Source organism: Amycolatopsis sp. NPDC050768, from assembly GCF_040654155.1.
Lineage (GTDB): Bacteria > Actinomycetota > Actinomycetes > Mycobacteriales > Pseudonocardiaceae > Amycolatopsis.
Window position 1 is genome coordinate 144305 of the sequence record NZ_JBFAHL010000022.1, and the last position, 26312, is coordinate 170616.

A 26312-nucleotide genomic window follows, 5' to 3' on the forward strand; every position below is an offset into this window, starting at 1 on the left:
GCACACCCATCAGCCGGACACCACGGTCAGCTCGAGTCCCAGCAGGTCCGCCACCGCCTTCAGCTCGGCGACGCGGTGACCGGTCCCCAGCGCCCAGTGGTGGTTCACCCCGGTGGCCGACCACGCGTCGATCCACTCGCCGGGGTCGCAACCGAAGTCCACCCGCGAGGTCGTGTTCCCGATCTGCAACAGCGGCCCGGGCACGACCTCGCCTTCCGACGCGACGAGCACGAACGTGCCGTCGCGCAGCTGGCCGAGGCCGCACAGTGTCACCGGGCCGTGCTGCACGTCGAACTCGACGGACACGCCCCAGCCCCGCTTGCCGTGGTAGACGCCGAGCCCGCGCAGCAGCGGCTTGCGCGCGCTGATCGCCAGGTGCGCCGGGCCGTCGTGGCCCATCTCCACCACGTTGTCACGGAAGTTCAGCGCCTGCAGCTCGGTGAACGAACCACCGGCACCGAGCCGGTCCAGCAGCAGCATCGCCAGTGACGCCCGCAGCTCGTACTCGCCGACCGTGGGCACTCCGCGGGCCGTGAGCAGCGACGCGCCGAGGATGAACCCCGCCCCGACGCGCTCGTGGGTCTCGCCGTCGAGCCCGCGGTGGTAGTACGCGAGCGAGTCCAGCCCGAAGTCCCCGACCAGGCGGTCCAGCGCCACCGAAACCTTGGCGCCCCAGGCGAAATCCTCGTCGACGACCGAATCGTCCACAGTGAACACTTCGCGTGCGAGCGCCATCCGGGCCGCCGTCTCGGCGTCGGTGACCTGCTCCACGCGCACGCGCAGGTCGTCGACCTCCAGGATCTCGACGTGCCCGCCGAGCTGAGCCGACACCAGCGTCGGATCGGTGGCCACGTCCATCATCCCCGGGTAAAGGTGCCCGAGCAGGCCGTGGCGGCCGTGCCGGAACGCCGCGCGCACGCCGGCCGCCTTGATCCACCGTGCGATCTTCACCCAGGCCCGCTCGTCTTCCAGGTACCCGGACACCGAGCGGAACTCGACGCCGACGCGGCGGAACGCGTTGGCCATCTCCGGCAGCGGGCAAGCCCCGCAGTAGGCCAGCCACGCGCCCGTGTCGAAGGACGCGTGGTCCATCGCCTCGGTGGGCTGCAAGTTCAGCAGCAGCACCGGCGAGCCCGAACGCTGTGCGATCGGCACCAGCATGCTCGACGTCAAGTAGGTGGTCAGGAAGCCGACGATCAGGTCGCAGTCGGCCACCCGCAGCTTCTCCGCGGCGGCCGCGCCTTCGGCCGCGTCGGAGATGAACCCGGCGTCGACCACTTCGCAGTCCAGTCCCGACAGACGCTCGGCGACCCGGCGCGCCGAGGCCTGCAACTGCGGCAGCAGGTCGGGGAACTGCGGCCAGTACGCGCCGAGCCCGCCGGCGACGAGGCCGACGCGGGTGCGGCGCGGGGTGATGCGGTCCAGTCCGGACGGGACGGGCCGCGCGAGCGTGTCGGTCATGAGGTCCTCTCCCTAGCGGAGGAAGGCCGCGGCCACCCCGGCGTCGACCGGGATGTGCAGGCCGGTGGTGTGGGTGAGGTCGCCGCCGGTCAGCGCGAACACCGCGGCGGCGACGTGTGCGGGCAGCACCTCCCGCTTGAGGATCGTGCGCTGGGCGTAGAACTCGCCGAGCTTCTCCTCCGGCACCCCGTAGACCGCCGCGCGCTGCGCGCCCCAGCCGCCAGCGAAGATGCCGGAGCCGCGCACGACGCCGTCGGGGTTGATGCCGTTGACGCGGATGCCGTGCTCGCCGAGCTCGGCCGCGAGCAACCGGACCTGGTGTGCCTGGTCGGCTTTCGCCGCGCCGTAGGCCACGTTGTTGGGGCCCGCGAACACCGCGTTCTTCGACGAGATGTACACGACGTCCCCACCAAGGCCCTGGGCGATCATCGCCCTCGCCGCGGCCTGCGAGACCAGGAACGAACCCTTGGCCATCACGTCGTGCTGCAGGTCCCAGTCGCGTTCCGTGGTCTCCAGCAGGGGCTTCGAGATCGAAAGGCCCGCGTTGTTCACGACCAGGTCGATGCCGCCGAACGCCAGCACCGTGGCGTCGATCGCTGCAGCCACCGCCGCTGGCTCGGTGACGTTCGCAGTTACCGCGACCGCCTTGTCCGCCCCGCCGATCCCGGTGGCGACCTCCGCCGCGGCTTCCGCGTTCAAGTCCGCGATCGCGACGCAGGCGCCTTCGGCCGCGAGCCGTTCGGCAATCGCGCGCCCGATGCCCGAGCCCGCGCCGGTGACCAGCGCGATCCGCCCGGCCAGCGGCTTGGGCTTGGGCAGGCGCTTGAGCTTGGCCTCCTCGAGCGCCCAGTACTCGATCCGGAACTTCTCGCTCTCCGCGATCGGCGCATACGTCGACACGGCTTCCGCACCGCGCATCACGTTGATCGCGTTGACGTAGAATTCCCCCGCCACGCGCGCAGTCTGCTTGTCCTTCCCGAAGGAGAACATGCCGACGCCGGGCACCAGCACGATGGCCGGGTCGGCACCGCGCATGGCCGGCGAATCCTCAGTGGCGTACCGCTCGTAGTAGGCGCGGTAGGACTCGCGGTACTCGGCGTGCAGCTCCTTCAGCCGCGCGACGACGTCCTCCAGCGGCGCGGTCGCGGGCAGATCGACCACCAGCGGCCGGACCTTGGTGCGCAGGAAGTGGTCCGGGCACGACGTGCCCAGCGCGGCAAGCCGCCCGAGCTTCTCCCGCGAGAGGAACTCCAGCACCACGTCGGCATCGGTGTAGTGGCCGACCTGCCGCTGATCCGTGGACGCGAGTCCACGGATCAGCGGCGCCAGCGCCGCGGCCCGTGCGCGGCGCTCATCCTCCGGCAACCCCTCGAAACCGGGGACGACCATGCCGAACGGCTCGGCTTTGCCGCGTTCGGCGAGAAACTTCTCCGCGGTGCGGATGATCTCCAGCGAGTTGCGCCGGCTCTCCTCGGAAGTCGCGCCCCACGCGGTGATCCCGTGGCCCCCGAGGATCACGCCGATCGCCTGCGGATTGGCCTCCTTCACCGCCGCGATGTCCAGGCCGAGCTGGAACCCGGGCCGGCGCCAGTCCACCCACGCGACGCGGTCGCCGAAGCACTCCTTGGTCAGCGCGGCACCGTCGGCCGCCGTGGCCAGGGCGATGCCCGAGTCCGGGTGCAGGTGGTCCACGTGCGCCGCCTCGACCAGGCCGTGCATCGCGGTGTCGATCGACGGCGCCGCCCCGCCGCGCCCGTGCAGGCAGTAGTCGAACGCGGCGACCATCTCGTCCTCGCGCTCGACACCCGGGTAGACGTCGACGAGTGCGCGCAGCCGGTCGAGCCGCAGCACGGCGAGCCCAGCCTCCGTCAACGTGCCCAGGTCACCGCCGGAACCCTTGACCCACAACAGTTCGACGGGCTTGGCGGTGACCGGGTCGAGCACCTCACCCTTCGCGGAGGTGTTGCCGCCGGCGTAGTTCGTGTTCCGCGGATCGGCGCCCAGCGCGTTGCTGCGGGCGATGAGCTCCTCGGGCACGGTCATGCTCATGCTCCCCATCCGGCCTGCTGCCCGTCGGCACGCTCGGCCTCGATCTTCTGCTGGTAGCCGCTGCGGTGGTAGGCGGCGACCGGGTCCGGGTCCAGCCCGGCGTCCTCGCGGATCTCGGCCAGCAGTGGCCGCACGTCGGTGTTGTAGGCGTCCATCAGCACGGCGTTGGCGCCGAGCACGTCGCCGGACTGCTGGGCCACGCGCAGAGCGGGCCGGTCCACGAGCAGGGCCTTGGCCGTGGCTTCCTGCACGTTCATCACCGAGCGGATGATCGCGGGGATCTTCGCCTCGATGTTGTGGCACTGGTCGAGCATGAAGTTGATGCCGTAGGCCGGGTCCAGCGCGTCGCCGCGCACGATCTCGTACAGGATCCGGAAAAGCTGGAACGGGTCCGCGGCGCCGGCCATCAGGTCGTCGTCGGCGTAGAAACGCGAGTTGAAGTCGAACGCGCCGAGCTTCCCGGCCCGCAGCAGGAACGCGACGATGAACTCGATGTTCGTGCCCGGCGCGTGGTGGCCGGTGTCGATGCACACCGTCGCCTTCTCACCCAGCTCGATGCAGTGGGCGTAGGAGGTCCCCCAGTCGGGGACGTCGGTGGCGTAGAAGGCGGGCTCGAACAGCTTGTACTCCAGGAGCATCCGCTGGTCGTCGCCCAGGCGGTCATACGCCTCGCGCAACGCGGCGCCGAGGCGGTCCTGGCGGTCGCGCAGGTCGTCCTGGCCCGGGTAGTTGAGGCCGTCGGAGAACCACAGCTTCAGGTCGCGCGAGCCCGTGGCGTCCATGATGGAGATCGCCTCGAGCAGGTGGTCGGTCGCCTTGCGCCGGATGCCCGGGTCGGGGTTCGTGACCGAGCCGAGCTTGTAGTCGTTGTCCTGGAACACGTTGGTGTTGATGGCGCCGATCCCCACACCGAGGTCCTCGGCATAAGAACGCAGCGCGGCGAAGTCGTCGACCCGGTCCCACGGAATGTGCAACGCGACGGTCGGCGCGACTCCGGTGAAGCGGTGCACGGTGGCCGCGTCGGTGATCTTCTCCTCGGGCGTGCGGGGAACCCCCGCCTGGGTGAAGACCTTGAACCGGGTGCCGGAGTTGGCGAACGCCCACGAGGGGGTCTCGATCCGCTGCGCCCGCAGAGCGGATTTCACGGCTGTCAGGTCGGGCAAGTCGATCACGTCTTTTCCCGTCACGCGCTCGCGCGCTCGTCGTCCAGATGAAAAACCTCGGTGAGCAGGGCGAACCCCTCGTCGGGCCCGCGGCCGTCGAGGCCGGTGAAGAACTGCGCCATCTCGGCCTGCCACCGGGTGTTCACCTCGGTCTCGGCCATCGCGGCCTGCGCCGCGGCGAGGTCGTCGGCCTCGACGTAACCGATCAGCAGGCCGTCCTCACGCAGGAAGAGCGAGTAGTTGCGCCAGCCGGTGTCGCGCAGGGCCGCCTGCATGTCCGGCCACACGGCGCGGTGGCGCTCGGCGTACTCGGCCATCCGCTCGGGCCGCACCTGCAGCTGGAAGCAGTATCGCGCCACGGTCTCCGTCCTCGGTGGACTCGATGGGTCCGGCGGATCCGGCCGGGCCGCGCAGGCCCGGCCGGATCCGCTCAGAAGTTGAACTTGTCGATGTTGTCGGCGTTGAAGACGGTCGGCGGGCCGAGCACGATCTCGCCGTCCGCACCGATCGTGTACTCACCGAGCTTGCCGGCCTTGAACTTCTGGCCCTGCGCGCCGGTGATCTGCCCGGAGCTCAGCGCCACACCCGCGTAGGCGGCGAGGTAGCCGATGTCGGCCGGGTTCCACAGCGCGAACTCCTTGACCGTGCCGTCCTTGACGAACGCGCGCATCTGGTTCGGCGTGCCCAGCCCGGTGATGGCGACCTTGCCCTTGTAGCTCGACGAGCTCACGTAACGGGCCGCGGCCGCGATGCCGACGGTGGTCGGCGACACGATCACCTTCAGGTTCGGGAACGACTGCAGCAGGCCCTGGGCCTCCTGGAACGACTTCTGGTCGTCGTCGTTGCCGTAGGCGATCTTGTCGAGCTTCAGCTTCGAGTACTCCGGCTTGGCCAGTTCTTGCTTCATCACGTCGATCCACGCGTTCTGGTTGGTCGCGTTGGGCGTCGCCGAAAGGATCGCGATCTCGCCCTCACCACCGGCCAGCTCGTTCGCCATCTTCGCGAGCTGCTCGCCGATGCCCTGGGTGCTGGCCTGGTTGATGAACACGTCGCGGCAGTTCTTCGCCGCGTCGGAGTCGAACGCCACGACCTTGATGCCGGCGCTGCGGGCCTGGTTGAGCGACGGGCACACCGCGTTCGGGTCGTTGGCAGCGATGCCGATCACGTCCTGCTGCTGCTGGATCAGCGTGTTGATGTAGCTGACCTGCGAGGACGCGCTGGCGTCGTTCGGCCCAACAAGCTTGTAGGTGCCCTTGAGCTCATCCAGCGCCGTCTTGCCGCCGCCGACCTCGATGTCGCTGTAGGGGTTGTTGAGCTGCTTGGGCAGGAACGCCATCTTCACGCCCTGCTTGCTCGCCGCGTTCGGGTCCGCGGACGCGGTGGACGCGGCCGGGCCGGATGCCGTGCTGTCGTTCTTCGTGGTGCCACCGCACGCGGTGAGGCTCAAGACCAGGCCTGCCGCACTCACCACCGACACGACGCCGGTCAGGATTCGTCGGGACATCTTCGTCACCTTTCTGGGTTACTGCTCGGCGCCGGCGAGAGCTCCGGCTTTCGGGGACGGGGATCGTCGCCTGCGCCGCTGCAGCGCGGCGCGAGAGGAGGAGAGGATGTTGGGCAGCAGCACCGAGATGATCAGCAGCACGCCGGTCACGATGTTGAGCGCCTCGTTCGACACGTCCTGCAGCCGCAACGCGTTCTGCAATGCCGACAGCAGCACCACACCACCGAGCACGCCCGGCAGCGTGCCCTTGCCGCCGAAGATCGAGACGCCACCCAGCAGCACGGCCGCCACCACGGCGAGCTCGAGACCGAACCCGTTGTCGGCGCGGGCGCTGGAGTAGCGCAGCGTCCACAGCACCCCGGCCAGCCCGGCGACCGCGCCGCTCACGACGTAGAGCCAGAACTTCGTGCGCCCGGTGCGGATGCCGGCGAACCGCGCCGCCGTGTCGCTGGCTCCGGCCGCGAACACACCGCGCCCGATCGGGGTGGCGTGCAGGACCACGCCGAACACGATGGCCAGCACGATGAGCGGGATGAGGACGTTGGGGATCGAGCTGCCGCCGAGCGTCCCCGTCACCCACGAGGTGTAGGAGCCTGGGAAGTCGGCCACCGCGCTGTCGCCGAGCACCACGAACGCGAGGCCGCGGTATAGCGCCATGGTGCCGATGGTGACGGCCAGCGAAGGCAGCTTCAGGACCGTGACGAAGAAGCCGTTCACCGCGCCGAGGACCGCGCCCAGCACGATGCACAGCGGGATGATCATTTCGATCGTCAACCCGGAGTTCCACAGCGAACCCATCACCGCGGACGTGAGGCCGAGCGTGCTCGCCACCGACAGGTCGATCTCGCCGGTGACGATGATGAACGTCATCGGCAGCGCCATCAGCGCGATCGGCAGGAGGTCCAGCAGCAGGAACGTGTAGTTGCGGCCGGTGCCGAAGTTGTCGATGGTGCCCGACGCGACGAGCAGGACCACGATCGCGATCGCGATCACGGCGACGTCCCAGCTCGCGAGCCGCGCCAGCCAGGCGGGCCGCCGGGCCGCGGTGGTGGGATCAGACATGGGAATCCCTCTTCTTCAGTGCCTTGGCGACGCGTACGGCGACAAGCCGGTCGGCGCCGATGGCCAGCAGGATCAGGGCGCCGACGATCGCCTGCTGCCAGAACTGGTCGATGTCCAGCACGGCCAGCGCGCTGCCGATCACCGTCAGCAGCAGCGCGCCGAGGCTCGCGCCCCACACCGAACCGCTGCCGCCGAACACGGCGACCCCGCCGACAACCGCGGCGGCCACGACGTTGAGCTCGTACCCGGTGCCGGCCGCGGCGTCGACCGTGCCGAACCGGGCCGCGAACAGCACGCCCGCAAGGCCGGCCAGCGCTCCGCTGACGAGGAACGCGATGGTGGTGTTGCGCCCGACCTTGATGCCCACCAGCTGCGCGGCCTGCGGGCTCGAGCCCATGGCGTACAGCTCACGGCCGCCGCGGTAGTTGCGCAGCACCACGCCGGCGATGACCATCACGAGCACCGCGATCAGCACCAGCCACGGCACCCCGAGCACCGACGCGTCGCCGAAGTCGAGGAAAGAGCGCGGGAGCTTGTCGGCGTTGATCTGCTGCCCGCCGGCCCAGAAGTAGACCGCGCCACGGAACGCGTACAGCGTGCCGAGGGTGACGACCAGCGCCGGCACGCGGCCGAACCGGACGACCGCGCCGTTGATCAGGCCGCACGCGGCGCCGACGACCAGGCCTGCGAGCAGTGCCACGATCACCGGCAGGCCGGGGTTGTCGCGCAGCATCGTGCCGACGGCGAAGGCCGACAGACCGAGCACCGAACCCACGGACAGGTCGATGTTGCGGGTGATCATCACGACGGCCTGCCCGACGGCCAGCACCGCGAGGATCGCCGTGCCGAGCAGGATGTCGCGGATGCTCTGCCCCGAAAGGAACCGGGAGTTCTGCGTCGCGGTGAACACCACGAGCACGATCAATGCCAGCACGATGCCCGACTCGCGAGCCTTGAACACGGTCCCGAACACCGATCGCCGCTCCCCCGGGCTCGCCTGGCGGGGTGGCGGGGCCGCCACCTTGGTCGCGTTCACGCGGCCTCCTTTTCCGACGTTCGTGTCGTGTTCGCCGCGGCGGGCGTGCGGACGATCCCCGTGCTTGACGATTCGGACCTTCGAGCAGTCCTCATGCCACCGCCCCTTGTCCCATCGCCGCGAACATCACCGAGTTCTCGTCGGCCTCGGCGCGCGGGATCTCCGCCACGATCCGGCCTTCGCGCATCACCAGCACGCGGTCGGCCATGCCCAGCACCTCGGGCAGCTCCGAGGACACCATCACCACCGCGACGCCTTCGGCCGCCAGCGAGGACATCAGCCGGTGCACCTCGGCCTTGGTGCCGACGTCGATGCCACGCGTCGGCTCGTCCACGATCAGCACGCGCGGCGCCATCGAAAGCCACTTGGCCAGCACCACTTTCTGCTGGTTGCCGCCCGAGAGCGTGCCGACCGCGTCGCCGAGCCGGCCGTACTTGGTGCGCAGGCGTTCGGTCCAGCGCAACGCTTCCCGGCGTTCGCCCGGGCCGAGGAGCAAGCCGAGTTTCGACAGTGCTCTCGCCCGCGGCAGCGTGACGTTGCGCTCGATCGAGAGGTCCATCACCAGCCCCTGCTGCCGCCGGTCCTCCGGCACCAGCGCCATGCCCGCCGCCATCGACGCACGCGGCGAGTGGGGCTTGAGCTTCTTCCCGTTGAGCCGCACCACTCCGGCGTCGCGTTCGTCCACTCCGAACACCGCCTGGACCACTTCGGACCGACCGGCCCCCACCAGCCCGGCAAACGCGACGATCTCCCCGGCCCGAACCTCGAAGGAGACATCGCGGAACACACCCTCGCGTGTCAGACCGTCCACTTCGAGCACCACTGCGCCGGGTTCCACGTCCTGCTTGGGGAACAGCGCGTCAAGGTCACGCCCGACCATGCGGCGCACCATCTCGTCCACGGTCACGTCTTCCATCGCGTCGGTGGAGACGTGACGGCCGTCGCGCATGATCGTCACGCGCTGGCACAGGTCGACGATCTCCTCGAAGCGGTGCGAGATGAACATGATCGCCGCGCCCTCGTCGCGCAGCGCCCGCGCCACCGAGAACAGGCGCTCGACCTCGACCAGGCTCAGCGCGGCGGTGGGCTCGTCCATGATGAGCACGCGCGCGTCGGCGCTGAGCGCCTTGGCGATCTCCACGATCTGCTGGTCGGCGATGGAAAGCCCGCGCGCCGGGCGGTTCGGGTCGATCCGCACGCCCAAGCGGGCGAAGAGCCGTTCGGCCTCGGCGCGGATCGCCGCGCGGTCGATCATCCCCAGCCGGCCACGCGGGTGGCGGCCCATCACGATGTTCTCGGCGACCGTGAGGTCGGGGAACAACGTCGGTTCCTGGTAGATCACCGCGATGCCCGCGGCCTTCGCGTCGGCGGGTGAGGAGAACTCGGCTTCCCGCCCGTCCGTCAGCAGCTCGCCCTGGTCGGGGCGGTGCACTCCGGCCAGCATTTTGACGATCGTGGACTTGCCCGCGCCGTTCTCGCCGACCAGCGCGTGGGCCTCGCCGGCGTACAGCGGGAACGACACGCCCGCGACCGCCGCGACCGCGCCGAACGACTTCGTGACCCCGCGGACCTCGAGCAGTGGCACTCGGTCGCGCTCCTGCCGCGTCATCGCGACCTCCGGGATTGAAAGGTTTCACAAACCTGGCGCGGTGACGCTACTATGTGTCCGAACGGGAAGTCAACGAAAAAGGCTGCCAGGCACATCTCGAGGCAGTCGCGGTTTTTCAGGCAGCAACCCGTGATTGTCACGTTTCAACACAGCGACTTGAACACAGGGTGGGGTGGCGGTGGAAGATTCGAACGAGGTCGCGGCCCCCGCACCGCGGGCGGCGGGGATCAAGGACGTGGCCGCGGCGGCCGGCGTTTCGCTCGGCACGGTGTCCAACGTGCTCAACCGGCCGGAGCGCGTGAGCCCGAAGACGCGGACCAGAGTTGAAGCCGCGATGGCCGCGCTGGGCTTCGTCCGCAACGAGTCGGCGCGCCAGCTGCGCGCCGGCCACAGCAGCGTGCTCGCCTACGTGATGCTCGACGGGCGCAACCCGTTCTTCACCGACGTCGCCGCCGGCATGGAGGACGCGGCGGCCGCGGACGACCTGTCACTGTTCGTGTGCAACAGCGCCAACCTCGCCGAACGCGAGGCCGCCTACCTCCGCCGCCTCGAACAGCAACGCGTGCAGGGCGTCCTCATCACCCCGGTCGACCCGGACTCCCCTGCCCTGGCCGAACTCGCGCGCCGCGGCACGCCGGTCGTCATCGTCGACCGCACTCGCCCCGGCACCGAACACTGCTCCGTCGCCGTCGACGACGTCCGCGGCGGCGAGCTCGCCGCCCGCCACCTGCTCGACCAGGGCCACACCCGCATCGCCTACGTCGGTGGCCCGCTCACCCTCGGCCAGGTCCGCGACCGCCGCGAGGGCGCCCTGCGGGCCCTGCTCGCGGCCGGCCTGGGCCCCGACCACCTGGTCGACCTCGCCACCCCCCAGCTCACCGTCGAGGACGGCAGCAACGCGGGCCAGCGCCTGGCCGGCCTGCCCTCGGCCACCCGCCCGACCGCCGCGTTCTGCGCCAACGACCTGCTCGCTCTGGGCCTCCTGCGCAGCTGCGCCGCCCTGGGCATCTCCGTCCCGGCCGACCTCGCCATCGTGGGCTACGACGACATCGACTTCGCCGCGGCCGCCACCGTGCCCCTCACGTCCGTCCGCCAGCCCCGCCACCGCCTCGGCCGCACGGCCGCGGAGCTGCTCATCCAGGAGACGTCGGACCCGGGGCACGTGCACCAGCAGGTGACGTATCTTCCGGAGCTGGTGGTGCGAGCGTCCACTTTGCGAACGAAGTAGATCCACTGTGGATGGTCTTCATCAGAGATCCACAGTGGACCTGCTTCGGAATCATTCCGGCACGCGAGTGATCTCCGGCTGTTCCACCCCGTGCGGAATATCGAACGACTCCTCCCCCGTCCGCAGCAGCCGCAAGATCACACCGGCCACATAATCCGCACTCTGCACCACCATCCCCGGGATCGGCGACGCGCCGAGCGTGAACCGGCCGTCCGCGAACTCCGTCGCGGTGATCGACGGCAGCAGGAGCGACACAGCGATGCCGTCGGCCGCGAGTTCCTGCGTGAGCACCGCGCTGAGCATGTTCACGGCCGATTTGCTCGCCGCGTACGCGCCCACGCCGACCGCGACGCGGCGGGTGGTGCCGGAGCTGATGTTGACGATGCGGCCGAAACCCTGCTGCCGCATGGCGGGCAGGACGGCCTGCGTCACGGCGAGCAGGCCGACCAGGTTGAGCTGCAGCGTCGCACCGAAGGCGGCGGGATCGACCTGGTCGAGGGGCCCGTGGAGGCTGGTGCCGGCGTTGTTGACCAGGCCGTCGACGCGGCCGTGGCGTTCCAGGGTGGCCGCGACGAGGGCGGCCACCTGCGCGGGGTCGGTCACGTCGGTGGGGACGGCGAGGGCGCCGCCGAGTTCGTCGCTGAGCGTGGTCAGGCGGTCGGCGCGGCGGGCCGCGAGCACGGGATAAGCGCCGGCCGCGTGGAGGCGGCGGGCGGTCGACGCGCCGATTCCCGAGGAGGCGCCGGTGACGATGACCGTTTTGCCGGCCAGGTCGATGAGGTCTGTCATGCCACGACCTCTACCAGACGCGAGCGCGAGCCCGACAGTTGACAACCTGGTCTTATGAGCCTAAGAAATACCAGACCACCGAGCCCGCGCCCCGCGAGCCGGTGCCTGGAGGGAGCTATGGCAGCTCTGCGGATCCGGCGGATCCTGATCGCGACCACCGCGCTCGTCTCACTCGCCGCGTGCGGGTCGGGCGACCAACCCGACGGCCTCGGACTGGCCGAACCCGGCACCATCACCGCGGGCGTCACGGCGGGCGACGCGCCGTTCGTCTCCCCCGACGCGACCGGCAAGCCGGTGGGCCTGCTGGTCGATCTCAACGACGTGATCGCCCAGCGGATGGGCCTCAAGATCACCTACCGGATGACCACCGTCAGCGCCGGGTTGCCGCTGGTCACGGCCGGGCAGCTCGACATGCTCGCGATCGGCATGCTGCCGACCGCGGAGCGCAAGAAGAGCGTCGACTTCACCAAGCCGTTCTACCTGGCCTCCGACGACGTCGTGGTCCGCACCGACTCGGCCACCAAGGTGGCCGGAGACCTCGCCGGCAAGCGCGTCGGCGCGGGGCTGGGCAGCGCGCAGGCCGAGTTCGTCACCGCGAAGGTCCCCGGCGCCACCCTCATCTCGCAGCCCACCAACAGCGCGGGCGTGACCCAGCTCCTCAACGGCAACCTCGACGCGATGGTGCTGGCCTCCACCGAGGTCCCGACCGTGCTCCAGGAGAACCCCGGCCGCGTCAAGATCGCCTACTCCGCGCCGCACGAGCAGGCCTCGGCGATGCCGGTCAACCGCAAGCTCACCGCCTTCGAGAAGGCCTACGGCGACCAGCTCAAGACCACGATGGACGACGGCACTTTCCTTCGCCTGTACGACAAGTACTTCCCCGGCGAGCCCTACCCGTCGCAGATGTTCACCTATTGGCCCCAGCTCCGGGACCAGATCCAGAAGGGCAGATGAAGTAAGAAATGCGCCGACGATTCCGGACCGCCTTCGCCGCGCTCGCGGCAGCCGGGCTGCTGACCGTTTCCGCCTGCGGCGGTGGCGACTCCGCGAGCACGGACCCCTACGGCCTCGCGGTACCCGGCACCATCACCGCCGGTGTGCCGCAAGGCGACGCGCCGTTCGTGTCACCCGACGCGAGCGGCAAGCCGGCCGGGATGCTGATCGACCTCAACGACGTCATCGCGAAGCGCATGGGTCTCAAGATCACCTACAAGCTCTCCACCGTTGGCGCCGGTCTGCCGCTGGTCACCGCCGGCCAGTACGACATGATGATCGCCGACCTCACGATGTCCGAGGAACGCAAGCGCAACGTCGCCTTCACCACGCCGTTCTACGTGGACGCCAACGACGTGCTGGTCCGCTCCGATTCGCCGGCCAAGACCGTCGCCGACCTGAACGGCAAGCGCGTAGGCGTCGGCATCGGCAGCGCACAAGCCGATTTCGCCGCGAAGACGTTGCCGCAGGCCAGTGTCGTGAGCGTCCAGACGAACGCCACCGGTATCGACCAGCTCCTCAACGGCAACCTCGACGGCTTCGTCGTCAGCTCCGTGCAGGCCATCACGGTCTTCGCCCAGCACCCCGGGCGGCTGAAGGTCGGTGTCTCGGTGCAGAACCCGCTGCCCGAGGCGATGGCCGTCCGAAAAGGACTCGACAAGTTCCTGGCCGACTACAACAAGCAGCTCGCCGCCGTGGTCGACGACGGCACGTTCCTCAAGCTGTACCACCAGTACTTCCCGGGGCAGGAGTACCCGAGCTCGCTGTTCCAGTACTGGCCCTCGCTGCAGGCGCAGGTCCAGAAGGATCCCACGGCCAAGTGACGACGGCGGCCGGGTTCACGGACCCGGCCGCCCTTCACCCGCGGGTCAGTTCCGCCACCAGTCCTCGAGCGGGCTGATCGGCACGGTCCGCTTGTGGCGCGTCTTGAGGAAGATCGACTCCACCTTCTCCGCGACCTCCGGGGTCACGTCGAGGCCTTCGAGATAGTCGTCGAGCTCGGAGTACTTCAGGCCCAGGGCCACCTCGTCGGGCAGGGCGGGCCTGTCGTCCTCGAGGTCGGCGGTCGGCACCTTCTGCCAGACACTCGGCGGCGCGCCCAGCTCCTGCAGCAGCGCGGCGCCCTGGCGCTTGGTCAGCCCGGTCAGGGGCGTGATGTCGACACCGCCGTCGCCGTACTTGGTGAAGAAGCCGGTGACGGCCTCTGCAGCGTGGTCGGTGCCCACGACCAGCAGGTTCAGCTGCCCGGCGATCGAGTACTGGATCACCATGCGCTCGCGGGCCTTGATGTTGCCGCGCACGAAGTCGCGCAGGCCGGGCGCCTCGCCCAGCAGCTCGCTCATCCCGAGCGCGGCCTCCGTCGCGACGGCGTCCGCGCTGGGCTTCACGTTCACCGTGACCGAATGGTCCGGCTTGATGAACTCCAGCGCGATCTGCGCGTCCTCCTCGTCGGCCTGCACGCCGTAGGGCAGCCGCACTGCGACGAACGTGGCGTCGTGCCCCTCCTCGCGCAGCTCCTCGCCGGCGAGCTGGCACAGCCGGCCGGTCAGCGAGCTGTCCTGGCCGCCGCTGATGCCGAGCACGAAGCCCTTGGCCGGCGTCGAGCGCAGGTAGTCCTTGAGGAAGTCGACCCGCTGCCGGATCTCGGCTTTCGGCGTGATGACCGGCTTGACGCCCAGCTCGGCGAGAATCTGCTGCCGTAGGTTCTCCATCCGCCGTACCTTACTGGCGCCACCTGCCCGCCCGAGCACCGCGCCGCTAGCCTCGAGGTGGCCTCCTCCACCCGAAAGGGGACCCGCCCCGTGGCCATCCTCTCGCTCGGCCTGCACCCCGGCACCCTCGACTACAGCCGTCACCCCGGCCTCGACGAGGCCACCCTCACCTCCCGCATCACCGCCGGCGAGACCGCCGTGCGCGACGCGGGCTTCGACCTCGTGCCCTGCCACGTCCCGGCCGACCCCGACGCCGCTGAGCAGCAGGTCCGCGACTGCCTCGCCGCGAACGCCGTCACCGCGGCGATGATCGGCGCGGGCGTCCGCATGGCCGCCGAGCACACCCTGCTGTTCGAACGCCTCGTCAACGTCGTGGTCGAACTGGTCCCGGGCATCACGTTCTGCTTCAACACCTCCCCGGAATCCACCCTCGACGCCCTGCGCCGAGTCACGAGCCCGAGTTCCTGAGCGCTGTCCTTTCAGGACACCAGCAGGTCTCAGGTCTCACTCGGTGCCGAGGATCTCCTGCACCAGGGCGAGCAACTCTTCGGTGCCGGCGTCCGCCAAATGCTCCAACGTTCCCGCGTGCCGGCCGAGGATCACGCCGATCAACGCGGCCGAAAGCACTTCGGCGCGCAGTTCCGGGTTCGCCACGCCCTCGCGCACGAACCGCTCGCGCAGCGGGGTCAGGACGCGGTGGTCCAGTTCGGCGAGCGCGGCTTCCTGGGCTTCCGGATTGTCGTATGGCCGGATGGCGGCCTGCAGGATCGGGCCCGGCCCGCGCGTGCCGGTGCGCTCGATCAGGCCCTTCAGCCGGGCCGGCTCCAGGATGTCGGGAAGCCGCTCGCCCGGTTCGCCCTCGGCGCGCAGCACGGCGATGAACAGTTGCGCCTTGCCGCCGAAGTAGCGCGCGATCATCGTCGGGTCGACGCCGGCGCGTTCGCCGATGTCCCGGGCCGTCGTCTGGTCGTAGCCGCGGTCGGCGAACAGCTCGCCGGCCGCGGCCAGCAGCCGGTCGCGGCTGGCCGCGGCGTCGCGACGACGGGGAGGCGAAGAGTCGGGCATCCCGGGATCCTTGTGCCGTGAGGTGATCGTTCCGGTGGACCTTACTGGAACCGGGCCTGGTCAGATCGGCTCGTTCCACCACTTCAGCAGGTCCTCGGCCAGACCGTCCGCCTGCCGGGCGCCGGCCTCGGCCCCGACGTCGACGAACCGCGGGTCGAGCAGATCGTGGGGCTTCTCGTAGAACGGGTCCGCCGTGATCACCCGCACGCGGTGGCCGCGCTCGGCGAGAGCGGCCTCCTCGCGGGCGAGATCCGCGGACACCATCGGCGCCACCACGAGCACACGGCCCGGCTCGAGAGTGCGGCCGTCGTGCCACCCCGGGTCGACGGCCAAGTCGGCGTTGGTGCCGGAGCGCACTCCCCCGTCGACCCAGGCCACGCCGGCCACGCTCACGGGCGGCGCGACGCCCGGCGCCGCCGTCGAGCACGCCACCGCGACCGCGACGGAAACGCCGTCGGCCGGCGACCACCCTCGCACCAGGCCGGTCTCCGTGTTCACCGCGGTGATCCGGAGCCGACGCGGCCACTCCCCGCTCGGTAGCGCGCGGGTCCACATCGCGTCCGCCTCGGTTTCCGAAACCGGCGGCACCGCGGCGATCGCGGCCTGACCGATCCGCTGTGCCCGCTCAGGTCCCTCCGAGGTGTCCTGAGCCAGGCGCTGGAACAAGCTCCGGTCGCCGCGGCCGGCCGCGGCGTTCCCGGTGTGCCAGGCCGCGCGCTCCCGCATCATCGCAGGCACGATGGTCAGCCCGGCCGGATCCATCGTCAGCCACGCGCCGACGACCGACCCGGCCGACGTGCCCACCACCACCCCGGACTCGGACAGCGGCAGCCCGGCGGTCTCCAGCCGGTGCACCAGAGCCGAGGTCCACGCGGCACCGACGGGACCACCGCCCCCGAGGACGAGCGCGGTCAGCGGAACGGTCTCGCTAGACGGCGGCATGGCACGTTCTCCTTCACGGTTGCCGAAACGGGCGCACGAACCACCCGACCCGCAGTGGGGTTCCGTGTACTGTCACTCGTTAGTCTACACGTGATGTCTACAGTCGATGTCTACGAGCGATGACTTGCGGCATTCACGGCTTCCCTGCCGGCCCGGCAGTACGAGCTTCGCTCCAGGTCGCCGCGCGAACCTGTCTCCGGCGGTGGTACGCACACCCATCCGCCGTTCAGCTGGGGCAGGTTCCGAGGTTCTTCCCTTGCAATACTTGAAACACAGCCACCCGGGACTGTCCACGTGCGACTCCTGCCTCGGCTGCCCAATCGGGAGAAGGAGATCTCGCCATGACCGTTCCAGCCGTCAGCGCGTCACGAACAGGCCACTGCCTCTGCGGCGCCATCAGCTACCGGTTCGACGCCCTGCCCGACGGTGTCGTCCTGTGTCACTGTGACGACTGCCAGCGCCACACGGGCTCGGCGTTCTCGGAGAACGTCCTGGTGGCGCGGGACGCGGTGAAGATCGAGGGCACGCCCAAGGTCCACCACACGACCGGGACCGAGAACGGTCACCTGCGCGACCGCCTGTTCTGCGGCGACTGCGGCACCCCGATCTTCACGATCCTCCACGAACGCCCCGAAACCCTCATCGTCAAGGGCAGCACCCTCGACGACCGCACCGGCCTCGCGCCGTTCGCCGACGTGTGGTGGCGCCGGGCGCAGGACTGGCTCACGCCGCATCCCACCAGAGCGCGCTTCGACGGCGACGCGCGGTAGTTCGCGCCAAGAAGGCCACGACGGACGGGATTTCACTAGGATTCCTGGCATGAGCCGGATTCCCCGCATCGCCCCCGCCGCGTTGACCGATGACCAGCGGAGCCTCTACGAGTCGATCACGGCGGGGCCGCGCGCACGGAACCCGTTCGGCATCGTGGACCCCGACGGGACGCTCGCGGGGCCGTTCAACGCCATGCTGCTCAACCCGCCGGTCGGCGACGCGCTGCAGCGGCTCGGCGCGGCGCTGCGCCACGGCGGAGAACTGTCCGACCGGGCCCGGGAACTGGCCATCCTGATGGTCGCCGCTTCGCGGGAGAGCGGATACGAGCAGTTCGCCCACGAGCATGTCGGCCGGCAACTCGGGTTGACGGACTACGAGATCACCGCGCTGCGCGAGGGCCGGGAGCCGGAACTCGTCGATCCCGAGGAGCAGGCGATCGTCGCGACCACCCGTCGGCTGGTCGACAACGGCAAGCTCACCGATGAGGACTACGCCGACGCCGTCTCGAAGCTCGGCGCGGCGAAGCTGTTCGAGCTGTCCACTGTGGTCGGCTACTACCAGCTCATCGCGATGCAGCTGCACGTCTTCGGCGTCGAGGGGCCACAGTGAAAAGCGGGCGACCCCGGCCGGGGTCGCCCGCTCGTAGCGAAACACAGACGCTTACGCCACGGGAACCTTCCGCGACATCGGGGCCACGTCGTTGCCGAGCTCGTACCACGAGGGCAGCCACGCGCACAGCTCGAGGCGGATCCCGTCCGGGTCCCACAGGTAGATCGAGGCGCAGAACGTGTCCTCGTCGTCCACATCGGACAGGTCCTGGCCGTCGGAGCTCTTGTTGTGCGCCTTGAACTGGTAGTCCACGCCCAGCTTCGCGAACCGCTCGCAGCAAGCCTCGACCTCGTCCGGCTCGATGCGGAACGCGATGTGGTGCATCGAGCCGTTGGCCGACACGTCCGTATTCGTCCCCGGCGCCGCGATGCCCGGCGCGGCGGGCCGGACCAGTGCGTCGTCGTAGCAGAAGAAAGCGAGCGCGTCGCCGTTGCCGATGTCGAAGAAGAAGTGCTGGCCCACGCCCGGCATCTCCATCGATTTCACGAGCGGCATGTCCATCACGTTCTCGTAGAACTCGACTGTCCGGGCCATGTCGTCGCACACCAGAGCCAGATGGCTCACGCCCTGGTACTTGATCGTTGCTCCCACTGCGAGACCTCCTTGTCCACGTTGTCCTCGCCTCGACAGTAGAAACGCGCGTCGCCAGTCCGAATCAGTCGAACGACCTGAGTCGGCCCGCGCGCGTTGACACCCCGGGAAGTCCCGCCACAACATGGGCGGAAACCACCGAAAGGACCGTCAATGGGTGTGACCACGTGGGGCCCCGAAGGAAAACTCGCGGCCGTGAGCATCACGTTCGACAATCTCGGCGAGGCCGCCGACCTGGGTCGGGGCCGGTGGCCTGCCGGCGCGCCGCTGGGCGAGCACCCCAGCGTGCGCGAGAATCTACCGAAGGTGCTGGCTGTCCTGGGCGAGACGCGCGCGACCTTCTTCGTCGAATCCTTCAACGCGACCGTCTACCCCGACGCCCTGCGCACCATCGCGAAAGACCACGAGCTCGCCTGCCACGCCTACCAGCACGAAGCGTGGGGCGAGCTGCCGGAGGACGACCAGCGCGCGCTCATCACCCAGTCGATGGCCCTGTTCCAGGAGACCGACGTGCCCGTCCGCGGTTTCCGGCCCCCGGGCGGCGGTCTGACCGCCGGCTCGCTGGACATCCTGCGCGACGCGGGAATCGAGTTCGTCTCGCCGGCCGGCGGGCCGGCAGGTCTCGTCGACGGCGTAGCGCTGCTGCCGTTCCGCTGGGACACCATCGACGGGACCTACCACTTCCCCGCCCTGCGCCGCCCACCGTCCACTGTGGTGCTCGGCCCCGACGAGATGCTGGCCGCCTACCGGACCGTCGCCCAGGAAACGGTCGACGCGCGCGGCTACGTGAGTTTCATCTTCCACCCCCTGTGGCTCGACACGCCCGAGCGGCTCGACACGCTCGCCCGGCTAGTGGAGCAGCTGCGTGCGGACGACCGGCTCTGGCTCGCGCCGTGCGGCGAGGTCGCCGACTACCTCAGGGCTACCACCCCGCGATGACGCGGTTGGTCAGCGCCCCGACACCCTCGACCTCGACGGTGATCACGTCGCCGGGCCGCATCGACTCGGGCGGGGTCCGGAAGTAGCCGACCCCGCCCGGCGTGCCCGTGGTCACGATGTCGCCGGGGTGCAGCGTGATCGACGCGGTGAGCTTGCTCAGCAGCGTGGGCACGTCGAAGATCAGCTGGCTGGTGCTGCCCGACTGGCGCAGCTGTCCGTTCAGCGAAGAAGTCACCTTCAGCCGGCCCGGGTCGGGCACCTCGTCCGCGGTCACGACGTGCGGACCGACCGGCCAGAAGGTGTCGAGGCACTTGGCGAGCATGATCTGCAGTTTGTTGCCCGCCATGACTTCGCGGGCGCTGACGTCGTTGGTGACGGTGTAGCCGAACACCGCGTCCATCGCGGTTTCGGGCGTCAGCTTCGAAACCCGCTTGCCGATCACCACGGCGAACTCCACCTCGTAGTCGAGGAACGTGTCCTCGGCGGGCTTCACGATCTCGCCGCCCGGACCGAGGATGGAGCTCCACAACGCGGGGAAGAACACGGGTTCCGTGACCGTCCGGCCGCCCTCGGCCACGTGGTCGTCGTAGTTGCCACCGGTCGCGATCAGCTGGCAGCGCTCCGCGGTCGGCGCCAGCAGCCGGTGCTCGCCGACGGGTTCAAGCCCGCGCACGTCGACGGCCCGCACGGCCGCCGCCGGGTCCGGCTCCGCGAACAGGTCGTCGAGGCGTGGCCACGGCAGGCGGCGCAGCCCGCCGTCGGTCAGCGCCCCGATACCCGTTCCGCGCGCGTCCTCGAACCGGGTGATCCGCATGGTCGTCCGTCCTCTCTCCGGGAGCTTCGAGCGTCACCCTGAGCGGGGCGGTCCGCGGCTGTCAACGATCTCGGCACAGCACCGGTCATTCGACTGATTCGCCCGCGCCGGCCGTTTCCTACGGTCGGTGACAAGAACAACAAGCACAGGAAGGAGACCTCTGTGGACGGCGAGAACCCCTTGCGCCTGGCGGTCGTCATCGGCAGCGTCCGGGAAGGCCGCTTCGGCCCGACCGCGGCGAACTGGTTCCTCGAGCAGGTCGCGCCCAGGACCGACCTGGACGTCGACGTGCTCGACCTCGCCGACGCGTGCCTGCCCGACCGGCTCGGCACCTCCCCAGTGCCGTCCGAGGTGGCGGCCGTCGGCCCTCGCCTGGAGGCCGCCGACGCGTTCGTGATCGTGACGCCGGAGTACAACCACAGCTTCCCGGCTTCGCTCAAGACGCTCATCGACTGGCACCACGACGAATGGCAGCGCAAGCCGGTCGCTTTTGTCTCGTACGGTGGGTTCTGCGGCGGCCTGCGCGCGGTGGAGGCCTTGCGTCTGGTCTTCGCCGGCCTGCACGCCGCGACCTTGCGCGACGTCGTCAGCTTCCACGGCATCCCGGCCTCGTTCGACGCGGCCGGCCGGCCGGTGGACGCCGCGGCGAAGGCGGCGGCCGCGAAAACCCTCCTCGACGAGCTGACCTGGTGGGCCCGGGCGCTGCGGGACGCGAGGGCGGCGCGTGCGCTGGGTTGACCTCGAGCGCACCGGAGGTTCTAACCTCGACGGCATGGTCCTCTTCGGACGCGACGCCGAGCTCGCCACGCTGACGCGCCTGGTGCGCGCCGGCGTCGGCGCGCTCGTGGTCCGCGGCGAAGCGGGGATCGGGAAAACCGCGCTCCTGGACGAAGCCGTCCGCGCGGCCGGTGACGTGCGGGTGCTGCGCCACGCGGGGCTCGAAGCGGAGCGGGACATTCCCTACGCCGCGTTGCACGTCCTGCTCCGCGACGTCGAACTCGACGCGTTGCCGCCGGCGCAGGCGTCCGCGCTGCGCACTGCCCTGGGCCAGGGTGAAGACGGCCCGCCGGACCGGTTCCTCGTCGGCCTCGCCGTGCTGGGCCTGCTCGGGCGGGCCGAGCCGGTCGTGCTCGTCATCGACGACCTGCAGTGGCTCGACCGCCCGTCGGCCGAGTCGCTGCTGTTCGCCGCCCGGCGGCTGACGGACGAGTGCGTGGTGATGGTGTTCGCCACGCGCGACGACGACGCACCGGGCATCCCGGAGCTCGTCCTGCCGCGGCTCGACCCGGCCGCCGCGACCGAGGTTCTCCGCGCCCGTGCGGCCGGTCTTTCCCGGCACGAGCACGACCGTGTCCGGGCGGAAGCGGCGGGAAATCCCTTGGCCCTGCTGGAGTTCGCGAACCCGACGTCGGGAAGCCGGGCCGAGTGGGAGTTCACCCGCCGGGTCGCGGCGCTGCCGGCACCCGCGCAGACGATCGTCCGGCTCGCCGCCGCCGACGGCACCGGTGACCTCGCCACCGTCCTGGCCGCCGCGGCCCGGCGCGGCGCCACTGCCGCCGACCTCACCGCGGCCGAGCACGCCGGCCTGCTGCGGACGACGGGCGACCGCCTCGAGTTCACCCACCCCCTCATCCGGCCGGCCGCCTACACGCGAGCTCCGCTGGCGCTCAAGCACGAAGCCCACCAAGCGCTCGTCGACGTGCTCGACCCGCGGACCGATCCCGACCGCCACGCCCGCCACCGCGCGGCCGTCGCCGTCGGCCCCGACGACGACGTCGCCAGGGCCCTCGACGAAACCGCGACCCGGGCGCTGCGCCGCGGCGCACCCGAGGACGCGGCCACGGCCTACGAACGCGCCGCGCAGCTCAGCAGCGACCGCGAAGGCAAGGGCGAGCGGCTCGTGGCCGCCGCCGGTGCCGCGGCGAACGCCGGCCACCGCGCACGCGCCGCCGAACTGGCCACCCGTGCCGCGCCGTTGCTGGCCGAACCGGTTCCGCTGGCGCGGCTGGCGCTGCTCGAAGCCACGCTGGCCGAGGACGACCACGCGCACGACCCGCGGGTGTTGCTCGCCGCGGCGGACTCCGTCGCCGCCGCTGACCCGCAGCTGGCGGGCGAGCTGCTGCTGTCGGTCGTGCGGACCGCGTGGGAAGCGCGCGACGCGGGGACGGTCGAGCAGGCCGTCGCGGCCGCCAGCGACCTGCCCGACCATGTGCTCGCGATCGCCCGCCTGGTCCAGGGCTACTTCGGTGCCGACATCGCGCCGCGCCGGGCGATCGACGCGCTCCGGCAGACGACCGGCAGCCTCTCGACGCCCCGCGCCCTGGTCACCGCCGCCCGCTGGTGCCTGGTGCTCAGCGACACGACGCTCGCGCAGTCCCTGGCCGCGACGGCCGAACGAACCGCCCACGCCGGCGGCCAGCTCGACACCCTCGCCGGCGCGCTCGTCGTCCTCGGCCGGGCTCGCTGGCGGCAGGGACACCCGGCGCAAGCGGCCGCCGCGGTGGCCGAAGGCCTGCGCCTGGCCGGGGAGTCCGGTCAAGCCTCGATCGTCGGCGATCTCGCCGGCGTCCGCGCGATCCTCGCCGCCGTCAGGGGCGACGAAGCCGGGGTCGCCGACGCGATCGCCGCGATCCCCGCCGGTGTGCACGAGCGCGGTCCGATGATCGCCGCCACTCGCGGCCTGCTCGACCTCGGCCTCGGCCGGTTCGACGCGGCGGCCGACCGGCTGGCCGGCCTCACGGCCGAACGTGACCTGCCCGACGGGCCCCGCTGGCTGCCCGACCTGGTCGAAGCCGCGACGCGCTGCGGGCGCGATGCCGAAGCGCGCGCGGCGGCCGACCGGTTCGCGCGGTGGGCCGAGATCGTCGACCAGAGCTGGGCCCACGCCGTCGCCCGACGGTGCGCGGCCCTCACCGGGGACGAGACCGCGGCCCGGTTCGCCGAGGCCGAGGCCATCCACACGGCCGACGGCACCATGCCGTTCGAACGCGCCCGCACTGCGCTGTTGCACGGCGAATGGCTGCGGCGCGACCAGCACCGGGCCGCCGCGCGCACCCACCTGCGCACGGCGGTCGACCTCTTCGAGGAGCTGGGCGCGACGCCGTGGGCCGAGCGTGCCCGCAGCGAACTGCGTGCCACGGGCGAAACCCCGCACACCGCGCCGTCCGACCCCGCTGCGGCGCTGACGTCACAGGAGCTGCGGGTCGTGCGCCTCGCCGCGCGGGGACTGTCCAACCGGGACATCGGCGCGCAGCTGTTCCTCAGTCCGCGCACCGTGGGCTATCACCTGTACAAATCGTTCCCGAAGCTCGGCGTCACGACCCGTGCCCAGCTCGCCCGCCTCGATCTGCCGTCGCCCGAATCGGACTGACGGCGGCAAAACGCCGTCAACGAGCGCTTCGCGGGCGTCAAGGTTCCGTCCGCGCCGAGGACACGACCGGCCCGAAGCCGCACGCTGGAGCCATGACCGACCTGACGTTCACCCTGGTCGCGATCGGCGGGTTCGTGCTGGTGGCCCTGCTGCTCCGCCTCGCCGGCGCGTGGCTCGACTCCCACGACGACGACCCCTTCGCGCGCCACATCCCGCCCCCGCAGTGACCCTGCCGGGCTAGTCGCTTTCCAGCTCTGCCAGCACTTCCGCGGCCGTGGTGTTGCCGCCCAGAGCCAGGCGCCGCAGCTCGTCGTGGTCCTCGCGTTCCGTCGCCAGCTCGACGAGCAGGTCCGCGGCATCGGCACTGCCACCGGCCGCCCACTGGCGCAGCTCGGCCGCGTCGCCGCGTTCGGCGGCCAGCTCGATCAGCTGGTCGACGGCGTCGGAGTCTCCTCGCGCGGCCGCCGCGCGCAGGGCTTCCAGATCGGGGTCGGTCATCGTAGGCACCTTCCTGACGCGCTACACGTCGATGTGCGAACCCATGATCACGGTCCGTTCGCGGGGCAGCGCGAAGTACTCGGCCGCGTCGGCGGTGATGTAGGAGGTGGCGATGAACAGGCGCTTGCGCCACGCCGCCATGGTGGGTTCGTCGCCGCGGCGAAGCTCGATCTTCGACAGGAAGTAGGACGCGTCGTCGACCTGCAGGCGGCCTTCGGTGTCGGCCGGGTCGACGAGCGCGAGCGTGCGCAGCACGTCGGGGGTTTCCATGTAGCCGAAGCGGGCCGTGACGTGCGTGATGCCGTCGTCGGCGTAGCCGAGGTCGTCGACGGAAATCCGTTCGGCGTCCGGGATCCGCGGCACGGGCTCGGTTTCGAGCGACATGATCACCACGTGCTCGTGGCGCACGTGGTTGTGCTCCACGTTGGCGCGCATGGCCAGCGGCGCGCTGTCGTTGCCGCGGTTGAGGAACACGGCCGTGCCGGGCACCGTCTGCGTCGGAGACTCGCCGTTGCGCAGCTTGTCGACGAACTCGCGCAGCGACCCTTCGTGCCGGTTGCGTTCGGCCGTCACGATCTGGCGGCCGCGTTGCCAGGTGGTCATGACCGTGAACGCGGTGAGGCCGATGAGCAGCGGCAGCCACGCGCCGTGGACGAGCTTGGTGAGGTTGGCCGCGACGAACAGCAGGTCCACCACCAGCAGCACTCCCCCGCCGCCCCAGAGCAGCCACGGCGGCGTGCTCCACTTCGACCGGGCGATGTAGAAGAACAGGAGGGTGGTGATGGTGATCGTCGCGGTCACCGCCATGCCGAACGCGTAGGCCAGCGCCGACGAGCTGCGGAAGGCGAACACGAGCGTCAGCACGGAAACCATCAGCAGCCAGTTGATCCACGGCACGTAGATCTGGCCGCGTTCGGTCTCCGACGTGTGCGCGATCCGCAGCCGCGGCAGGTACCCGAGCTGCGCGGCCTGCGAGGCGACCGAGTACGCGCCGGTGATCACGGCCTGCGACGCGATCACGGTCGCCGCCGTGGCCAACAGGACCAGCGGCAGCCGGGCCCAGCCCGGGACGAGCAGGAAGAACGGGCTGCTCAGGTTGGCCTGGTCTTCGAGGATCAGGGCGCCCTGGCCGAAGTAGTTGAGCACACACGCCGGGAACACGAGGAACAGCCACCCGCGTGTGATGGCGCGGCGGCCGAAGTGGCCCATGTCCGCGTACAGCGCTTCGGCGCCGGTGACCGACAGCACGACCGCCGCGAGCGCGAAGAAGGCGATGTCGAAGTGGCCGACCATGAAGTCGAGCGCGTAGGTGGGCGAGAGCGCTTCGAGGATCGCGGGGTGCTTGACGATGCCCGTCACGCCGGTCAGGCCGATCACGGTGAACCACGCGATCATCACCGGCCCGAACACCCGCCCGACCGCGGCCGTGCCCCGGCGTTGCACCAGGAACAGCACCACGATGATCACCGCGGTGATCGGCACGACCCAGCTCTCGAACGAGTGGTCGACGACCTTGAGCCCCTCCACCGCCGACAGCACCGAGATCGCCGGGGTGATCATGCTGTCGCCGAAGAACAGCGACGCGCCGAAGATGCCCAGCCCCGCCAGCACCACGGCCACCCGCCGCCGCCCCTGCCGGCCGCGGCGGCGCAACAGGGTGATCAGGGCCATGATGCCGCCCTCACCGTCATTGTCCGCGCGCATCGCCAGCAGCACGTACGTGACGGTCACGATGATCGTCACGGACCAGAAGATCAGCGACACGACCCCGAACACGTTCTGCGCGCTCACCGGCACCGGGTGCGGGTCGCTCGGGCTGAACACCGTCTGCAGCGTGTAGATCGGGCTCGTCCCGATGTCGCCGAACACGACCCCCAGCGCCCCGACCACCACGGCCAGCTTCACGGAGTCTCGCGCGAGCCGCGCCCGGCCGGCCGGCCGGTCCTCCGTCGTGGTCGCCTCACGGCCCTCGGTCACGGTCTTCCTCCTCGGCGCGAGCCGGCACAGCCCCGGCATCGGGGGGAACCCTACCGGTCCGAGGTGGACGGCACCGGAAGATCAACGGCCGCGTCGGATCGTGGCTCTCCTCGGTCCTACGTCCGCGGAG

26 protein-coding genes are annotated in these 26312 nt (G+C 70.6%); 10 read left to right on the top strand and 16 right to left on the bottom strand.

Annotated elements, in window-relative coordinates; translation table 11 throughout:
• Nucleotides 1-9: 9 nt before the first annotated feature.
• The 8 genes from AB0H62_RS43200 to AB0H62_RS43235 form a co-directional block, all read right to left on the bottom strand.
• Entirely contained in the window at nucleotides 10-1461 is a 1452-nt protein-coding gene (locus AB0H62_RS43200; protein WP_360592153.1) for an L-fucose/L-arabinose isomerase family protein, read from the bottom strand.
• A 12-nt stretch (nucleotides 1462-1473) separates the two neighbouring features.
• Nucleotides 1474-3504 (bottom strand): bifunctional aldolase/short-chain dehydrogenase, encoded by a 2031-nt coding sequence (locus AB0H62_RS43205; protein ID WP_220240355.1) that lies wholly within the window; start codon nucleotides 3502-3504, stop codon nucleotides 1474-1476.
• Between the two features lie 2 nt (nucleotides 3505-3506).
• Nucleotides 3507-4682, bottom strand: coding sequence for an L-rhamnose isomerase (rhaI, locus tag AB0H62_RS43210; protein ID WP_360592175.1), 1176 nt, complete (start codon nucleotides 4680-4682; stop codon nucleotides 3507-3509).
• An 11-nt stretch (nucleotides 4683-4693) separates the two neighbouring features.
• Nucleotides 4694-5032 (bottom strand): L-rhamnose mutarotase, encoded by a 339-nt coding sequence (locus tag AB0H62_RS43215; RefSeq protein WP_220240354.1) that lies wholly within the window; start codon nucleotides 5030-5032, stop codon nucleotides 4694-4696.
• A 71-nt stretch (nucleotides 5033-5103) separates the two neighbouring features.
• Nucleotides 5104-6177 carry a rhamnose ABC transporter substrate-binding protein gene (gene rhaS / locus AB0H62_RS43220; RefSeq protein WP_220240353.1) on the bottom strand — a complete coding sequence of 358 codons (1074 nt, stop codon included), beginning with the start codon at nucleotides 6175-6177 and terminating at the stop codon, nucleotides 5104-5106.
• Nucleotides 6178-6195: 18 nt separating this feature from the next.
• Nucleotides 6196-7239 carry an ABC transporter permease gene (locus AB0H62_RS43225; RefSeq protein ID WP_360592154.1) on the bottom strand — a complete coding sequence of 348 codons (1044 nt, stop codon included), beginning with the start codon at nucleotides 7237-7239 and terminating at the stop codon, nucleotides 6196-6198.
• Entirely contained in the window at nucleotides 7232-8275 is a 1044-nt protein-coding gene (locus tag AB0H62_RS43230) for an ABC transporter permease (protein ID WP_220240351.1), read from the bottom strand. Before AB0H62_RS43230 ends, AB0H62_RS43225 begins: the two co-directional genes overlap by 8 nt.
• Nucleotides 8276-8366: 91 nt before the next feature.
• Entirely contained in the window at nucleotides 8367-9884 is a 1518-nt protein-coding gene (locus tag AB0H62_RS43235; protein ID WP_360592155.1) for a sugar ABC transporter ATP-binding protein, read from the bottom strand.
• A 226-nt stretch (nucleotides 9885-10110) separates the two neighbouring features.
• On the opposite strand from AB0H62_RS43235, the gene AB0H62_RS43240 reads away from it, so the two are divergent.
• On the top strand, nucleotides 10111-11112 hold the full coding sequence (locus AB0H62_RS43240) for a LacI family DNA-binding transcriptional regulator (RefSeq protein ID WP_220247694.1): 1002 nt from the start codon (nucleotides 10111-10113) through the stop codon (nucleotides 11110-11112).
• Nucleotides 11113-11163: 51 nt separating this feature from the next.
• Here AB0H62_RS43240 and AB0H62_RS43245 read toward each other — a convergent pair whose 3' ends face one another.
• Nucleotides 11164-11901 carry an SDR family NAD(P)-dependent oxidoreductase gene (locus AB0H62_RS43245; protein ID WP_360592156.1) on the bottom strand — a complete coding sequence of 246 codons (738 nt, stop codon included), beginning with the start codon at nucleotides 11899-11901 and terminating at the stop codon, nucleotides 11164-11166.
• Between the two features lie 117 nt (nucleotides 11902-12018).
• Between AB0H62_RS43245 and AB0H62_RS43250 the strand changes: the two genes are divergently transcribed.
• Together AB0H62_RS43250 and AB0H62_RS43255 are read left to right on the top strand one after the other, a co-directional pair.
• Nucleotides 12019-12855, top strand: a complete 837-nt coding sequence (locus AB0H62_RS43250; RefSeq protein WP_220240349.1) for a transporter substrate-binding domain-containing protein — start codon at nucleotides 12019-12021, stop codon at nucleotides 12853-12855.
• 8 nt (nucleotides 12856-12863) lie between these two features.
• Complete coding sequence (locus tag AB0H62_RS43255) at nucleotides 12864-13718, top strand: transporter substrate-binding domain-containing protein (RefSeq protein ID WP_220240348.1); 855 nt, start codon at nucleotides 12864-12866, stop codon at nucleotides 13716-13718.
• A gap of 45 nt (nucleotides 13719-13763) precedes the next feature.
• Here the strand turns inward: AB0H62_RS43255 and nadE are convergent, their stop codons facing one another.
• Nucleotides 13764-14606, bottom strand: coding sequence for an ammonia-dependent NAD(+) synthetase (gene nadE / locus AB0H62_RS43260; protein ID WP_360592157.1), 843 nt, complete (start codon nucleotides 14604-14606; stop codon nucleotides 13764-13766).
• 90 nt (nucleotides 14607-14696) lie between these two features.
• Between nadE and AB0H62_RS43265 the strand changes: the two genes are divergently transcribed.
• Nucleotides 14697-15074, top strand: a complete 378-nt coding sequence (locus AB0H62_RS43265) for a hypothetical protein (protein ID WP_360592158.1) — start codon at nucleotides 14697-14699, stop codon at nucleotides 15072-15074.
• Nucleotides 15075-15110: 36 nt separating this feature from the next.
• On the opposite strand, the gene AB0H62_RS43270 is transcribed toward AB0H62_RS43265, so the two are convergent.
• A complete protein-coding gene (locus AB0H62_RS43270) occupies nucleotides 15111-15671 on the bottom strand; it encodes a TetR family transcriptional regulator (protein ID WP_360592159.1) in 561 nt (186 codons plus the stop codon).
• A 60-nt stretch (nucleotides 15672-15731) separates the two neighbouring features.
• Entirely contained in the window at nucleotides 15732-16613 is an 882-nt protein-coding gene (locus AB0H62_RS43275; RefSeq protein WP_360592160.1) for a patatin-like phospholipase family protein, read from the bottom strand.
• Between the two features lie 341 nt (nucleotides 16614-16954).
• On the opposite strand from AB0H62_RS43275, the gene AB0H62_RS43280 reads away from it, so the two are divergent.
• A complete protein-coding gene (locus AB0H62_RS43280) occupies nucleotides 16955-17383 on the top strand; it encodes a GFA family protein (protein WP_360592161.1) in 429 nt (142 codons plus the stop codon).
• A gap of 49 nt (nucleotides 17384-17432) precedes the next feature.
• Nucleotides 17433-17993: a carboxymuconolactone decarboxylase family protein gene (locus AB0H62_RS43285; protein WP_360592162.1), complete on the top strand. Its 561-nt coding sequence runs from the start codon at nucleotides 17433-17435 to the stop codon at nucleotides 17991-17993.
• A 51-nt stretch (nucleotides 17994-18044) separates the two neighbouring features.
• On the opposite strand, the gene AB0H62_RS43290 is transcribed toward AB0H62_RS43285, so the two are convergent.
• Nucleotides 18045-18584 (bottom strand): VOC family protein, encoded by a 540-nt coding sequence (locus tag AB0H62_RS43290; RefSeq protein WP_360592163.1) that lies wholly within the window; start codon nucleotides 18582-18584, stop codon nucleotides 18045-18047.
• A 153-nt stretch (nucleotides 18585-18737) separates the two neighbouring features.
• Between AB0H62_RS43290 and AB0H62_RS43295 the strand changes: the two genes are divergently transcribed.
• Nucleotides 18738-19523, top strand: a complete 786-nt coding sequence (locus AB0H62_RS43295; RefSeq protein WP_360592164.1) for a polysaccharide deacetylase family protein — start codon at nucleotides 18738-18740, stop codon at nucleotides 19521-19523.
• On the opposite strand, the gene AB0H62_RS43300 is transcribed toward AB0H62_RS43295, so the two are convergent.
• Nucleotides 19507-20337 carry a fumarylacetoacetate hydrolase family protein gene (locus tag AB0H62_RS43300; RefSeq protein WP_360592165.1) on the bottom strand — a complete coding sequence of 277 codons (831 nt, stop codon included), beginning with the start codon at nucleotides 20335-20337 and terminating at the stop codon, nucleotides 19507-19509. The genes AB0H62_RS43295 and AB0H62_RS43300 overlap by 17 nt on opposite strands.
• 162 nt (nucleotides 20338-20499) lie before the next feature.
• Between AB0H62_RS43300 and AB0H62_RS43305 the strand changes: the two genes are divergently transcribed.
• The 3 genes from AB0H62_RS43305 to AB0H62_RS43315 all read left to right on the top strand — a co-directional run bounded on the left by AB0H62_RS43305 (nucleotide 20500) and on the right by AB0H62_RS43315 (nucleotide 23934).
• The gene (locus tag AB0H62_RS43305; RefSeq protein ID WP_255637991.1) at nucleotides 20500-21075 is read left to right on the top strand and encodes an NAD(P)H-dependent oxidoreductase; all 576 of its coding nucleotides are present in this window, start codon (nucleotides 20500-20502) and stop codon (nucleotides 21073-21075) included.
• A gap of 34 nt (nucleotides 21076-21109) precedes the next feature.
• Nucleotides 21110-23707, top strand: a complete 2598-nt coding sequence (locus AB0H62_RS43310) for an AAA family ATPase (RefSeq protein ID WP_360592166.1) — start codon at nucleotides 21110-21112, stop codon at nucleotides 23705-23707.
• 92 nt (nucleotides 23708-23799) lie between these two features.
• Entirely contained in the window at nucleotides 23800-23934 is a 135-nt protein-coding gene (locus AB0H62_RS43315; RefSeq protein ID WP_255637990.1) for a hypothetical protein, read from the top strand.
• Nucleotides 23935-23944: 10 nt separating this feature from the next.
• Here AB0H62_RS43315 and AB0H62_RS43320 read toward each other — a convergent pair whose 3' ends face one another.
• A complete protein-coding gene (locus tag AB0H62_RS43320) occupies nucleotides 23945-24205 on the bottom strand; it encodes a hypothetical protein (RefSeq protein ID WP_220240337.1) in 261 nt (86 codons plus the stop codon).
• Nucleotides 24206-24226: 21 nt separating this feature from the next.
• Entirely contained in the window at nucleotides 24227-26182 is a 1956-nt protein-coding gene (locus tag AB0H62_RS43325; protein ID WP_360592167.1) for a KUP/HAK/KT family potassium transporter, read from the bottom strand.
• Between the last annotated feature and the right edge of the window lie 130 nt (nucleotides 26183-26312).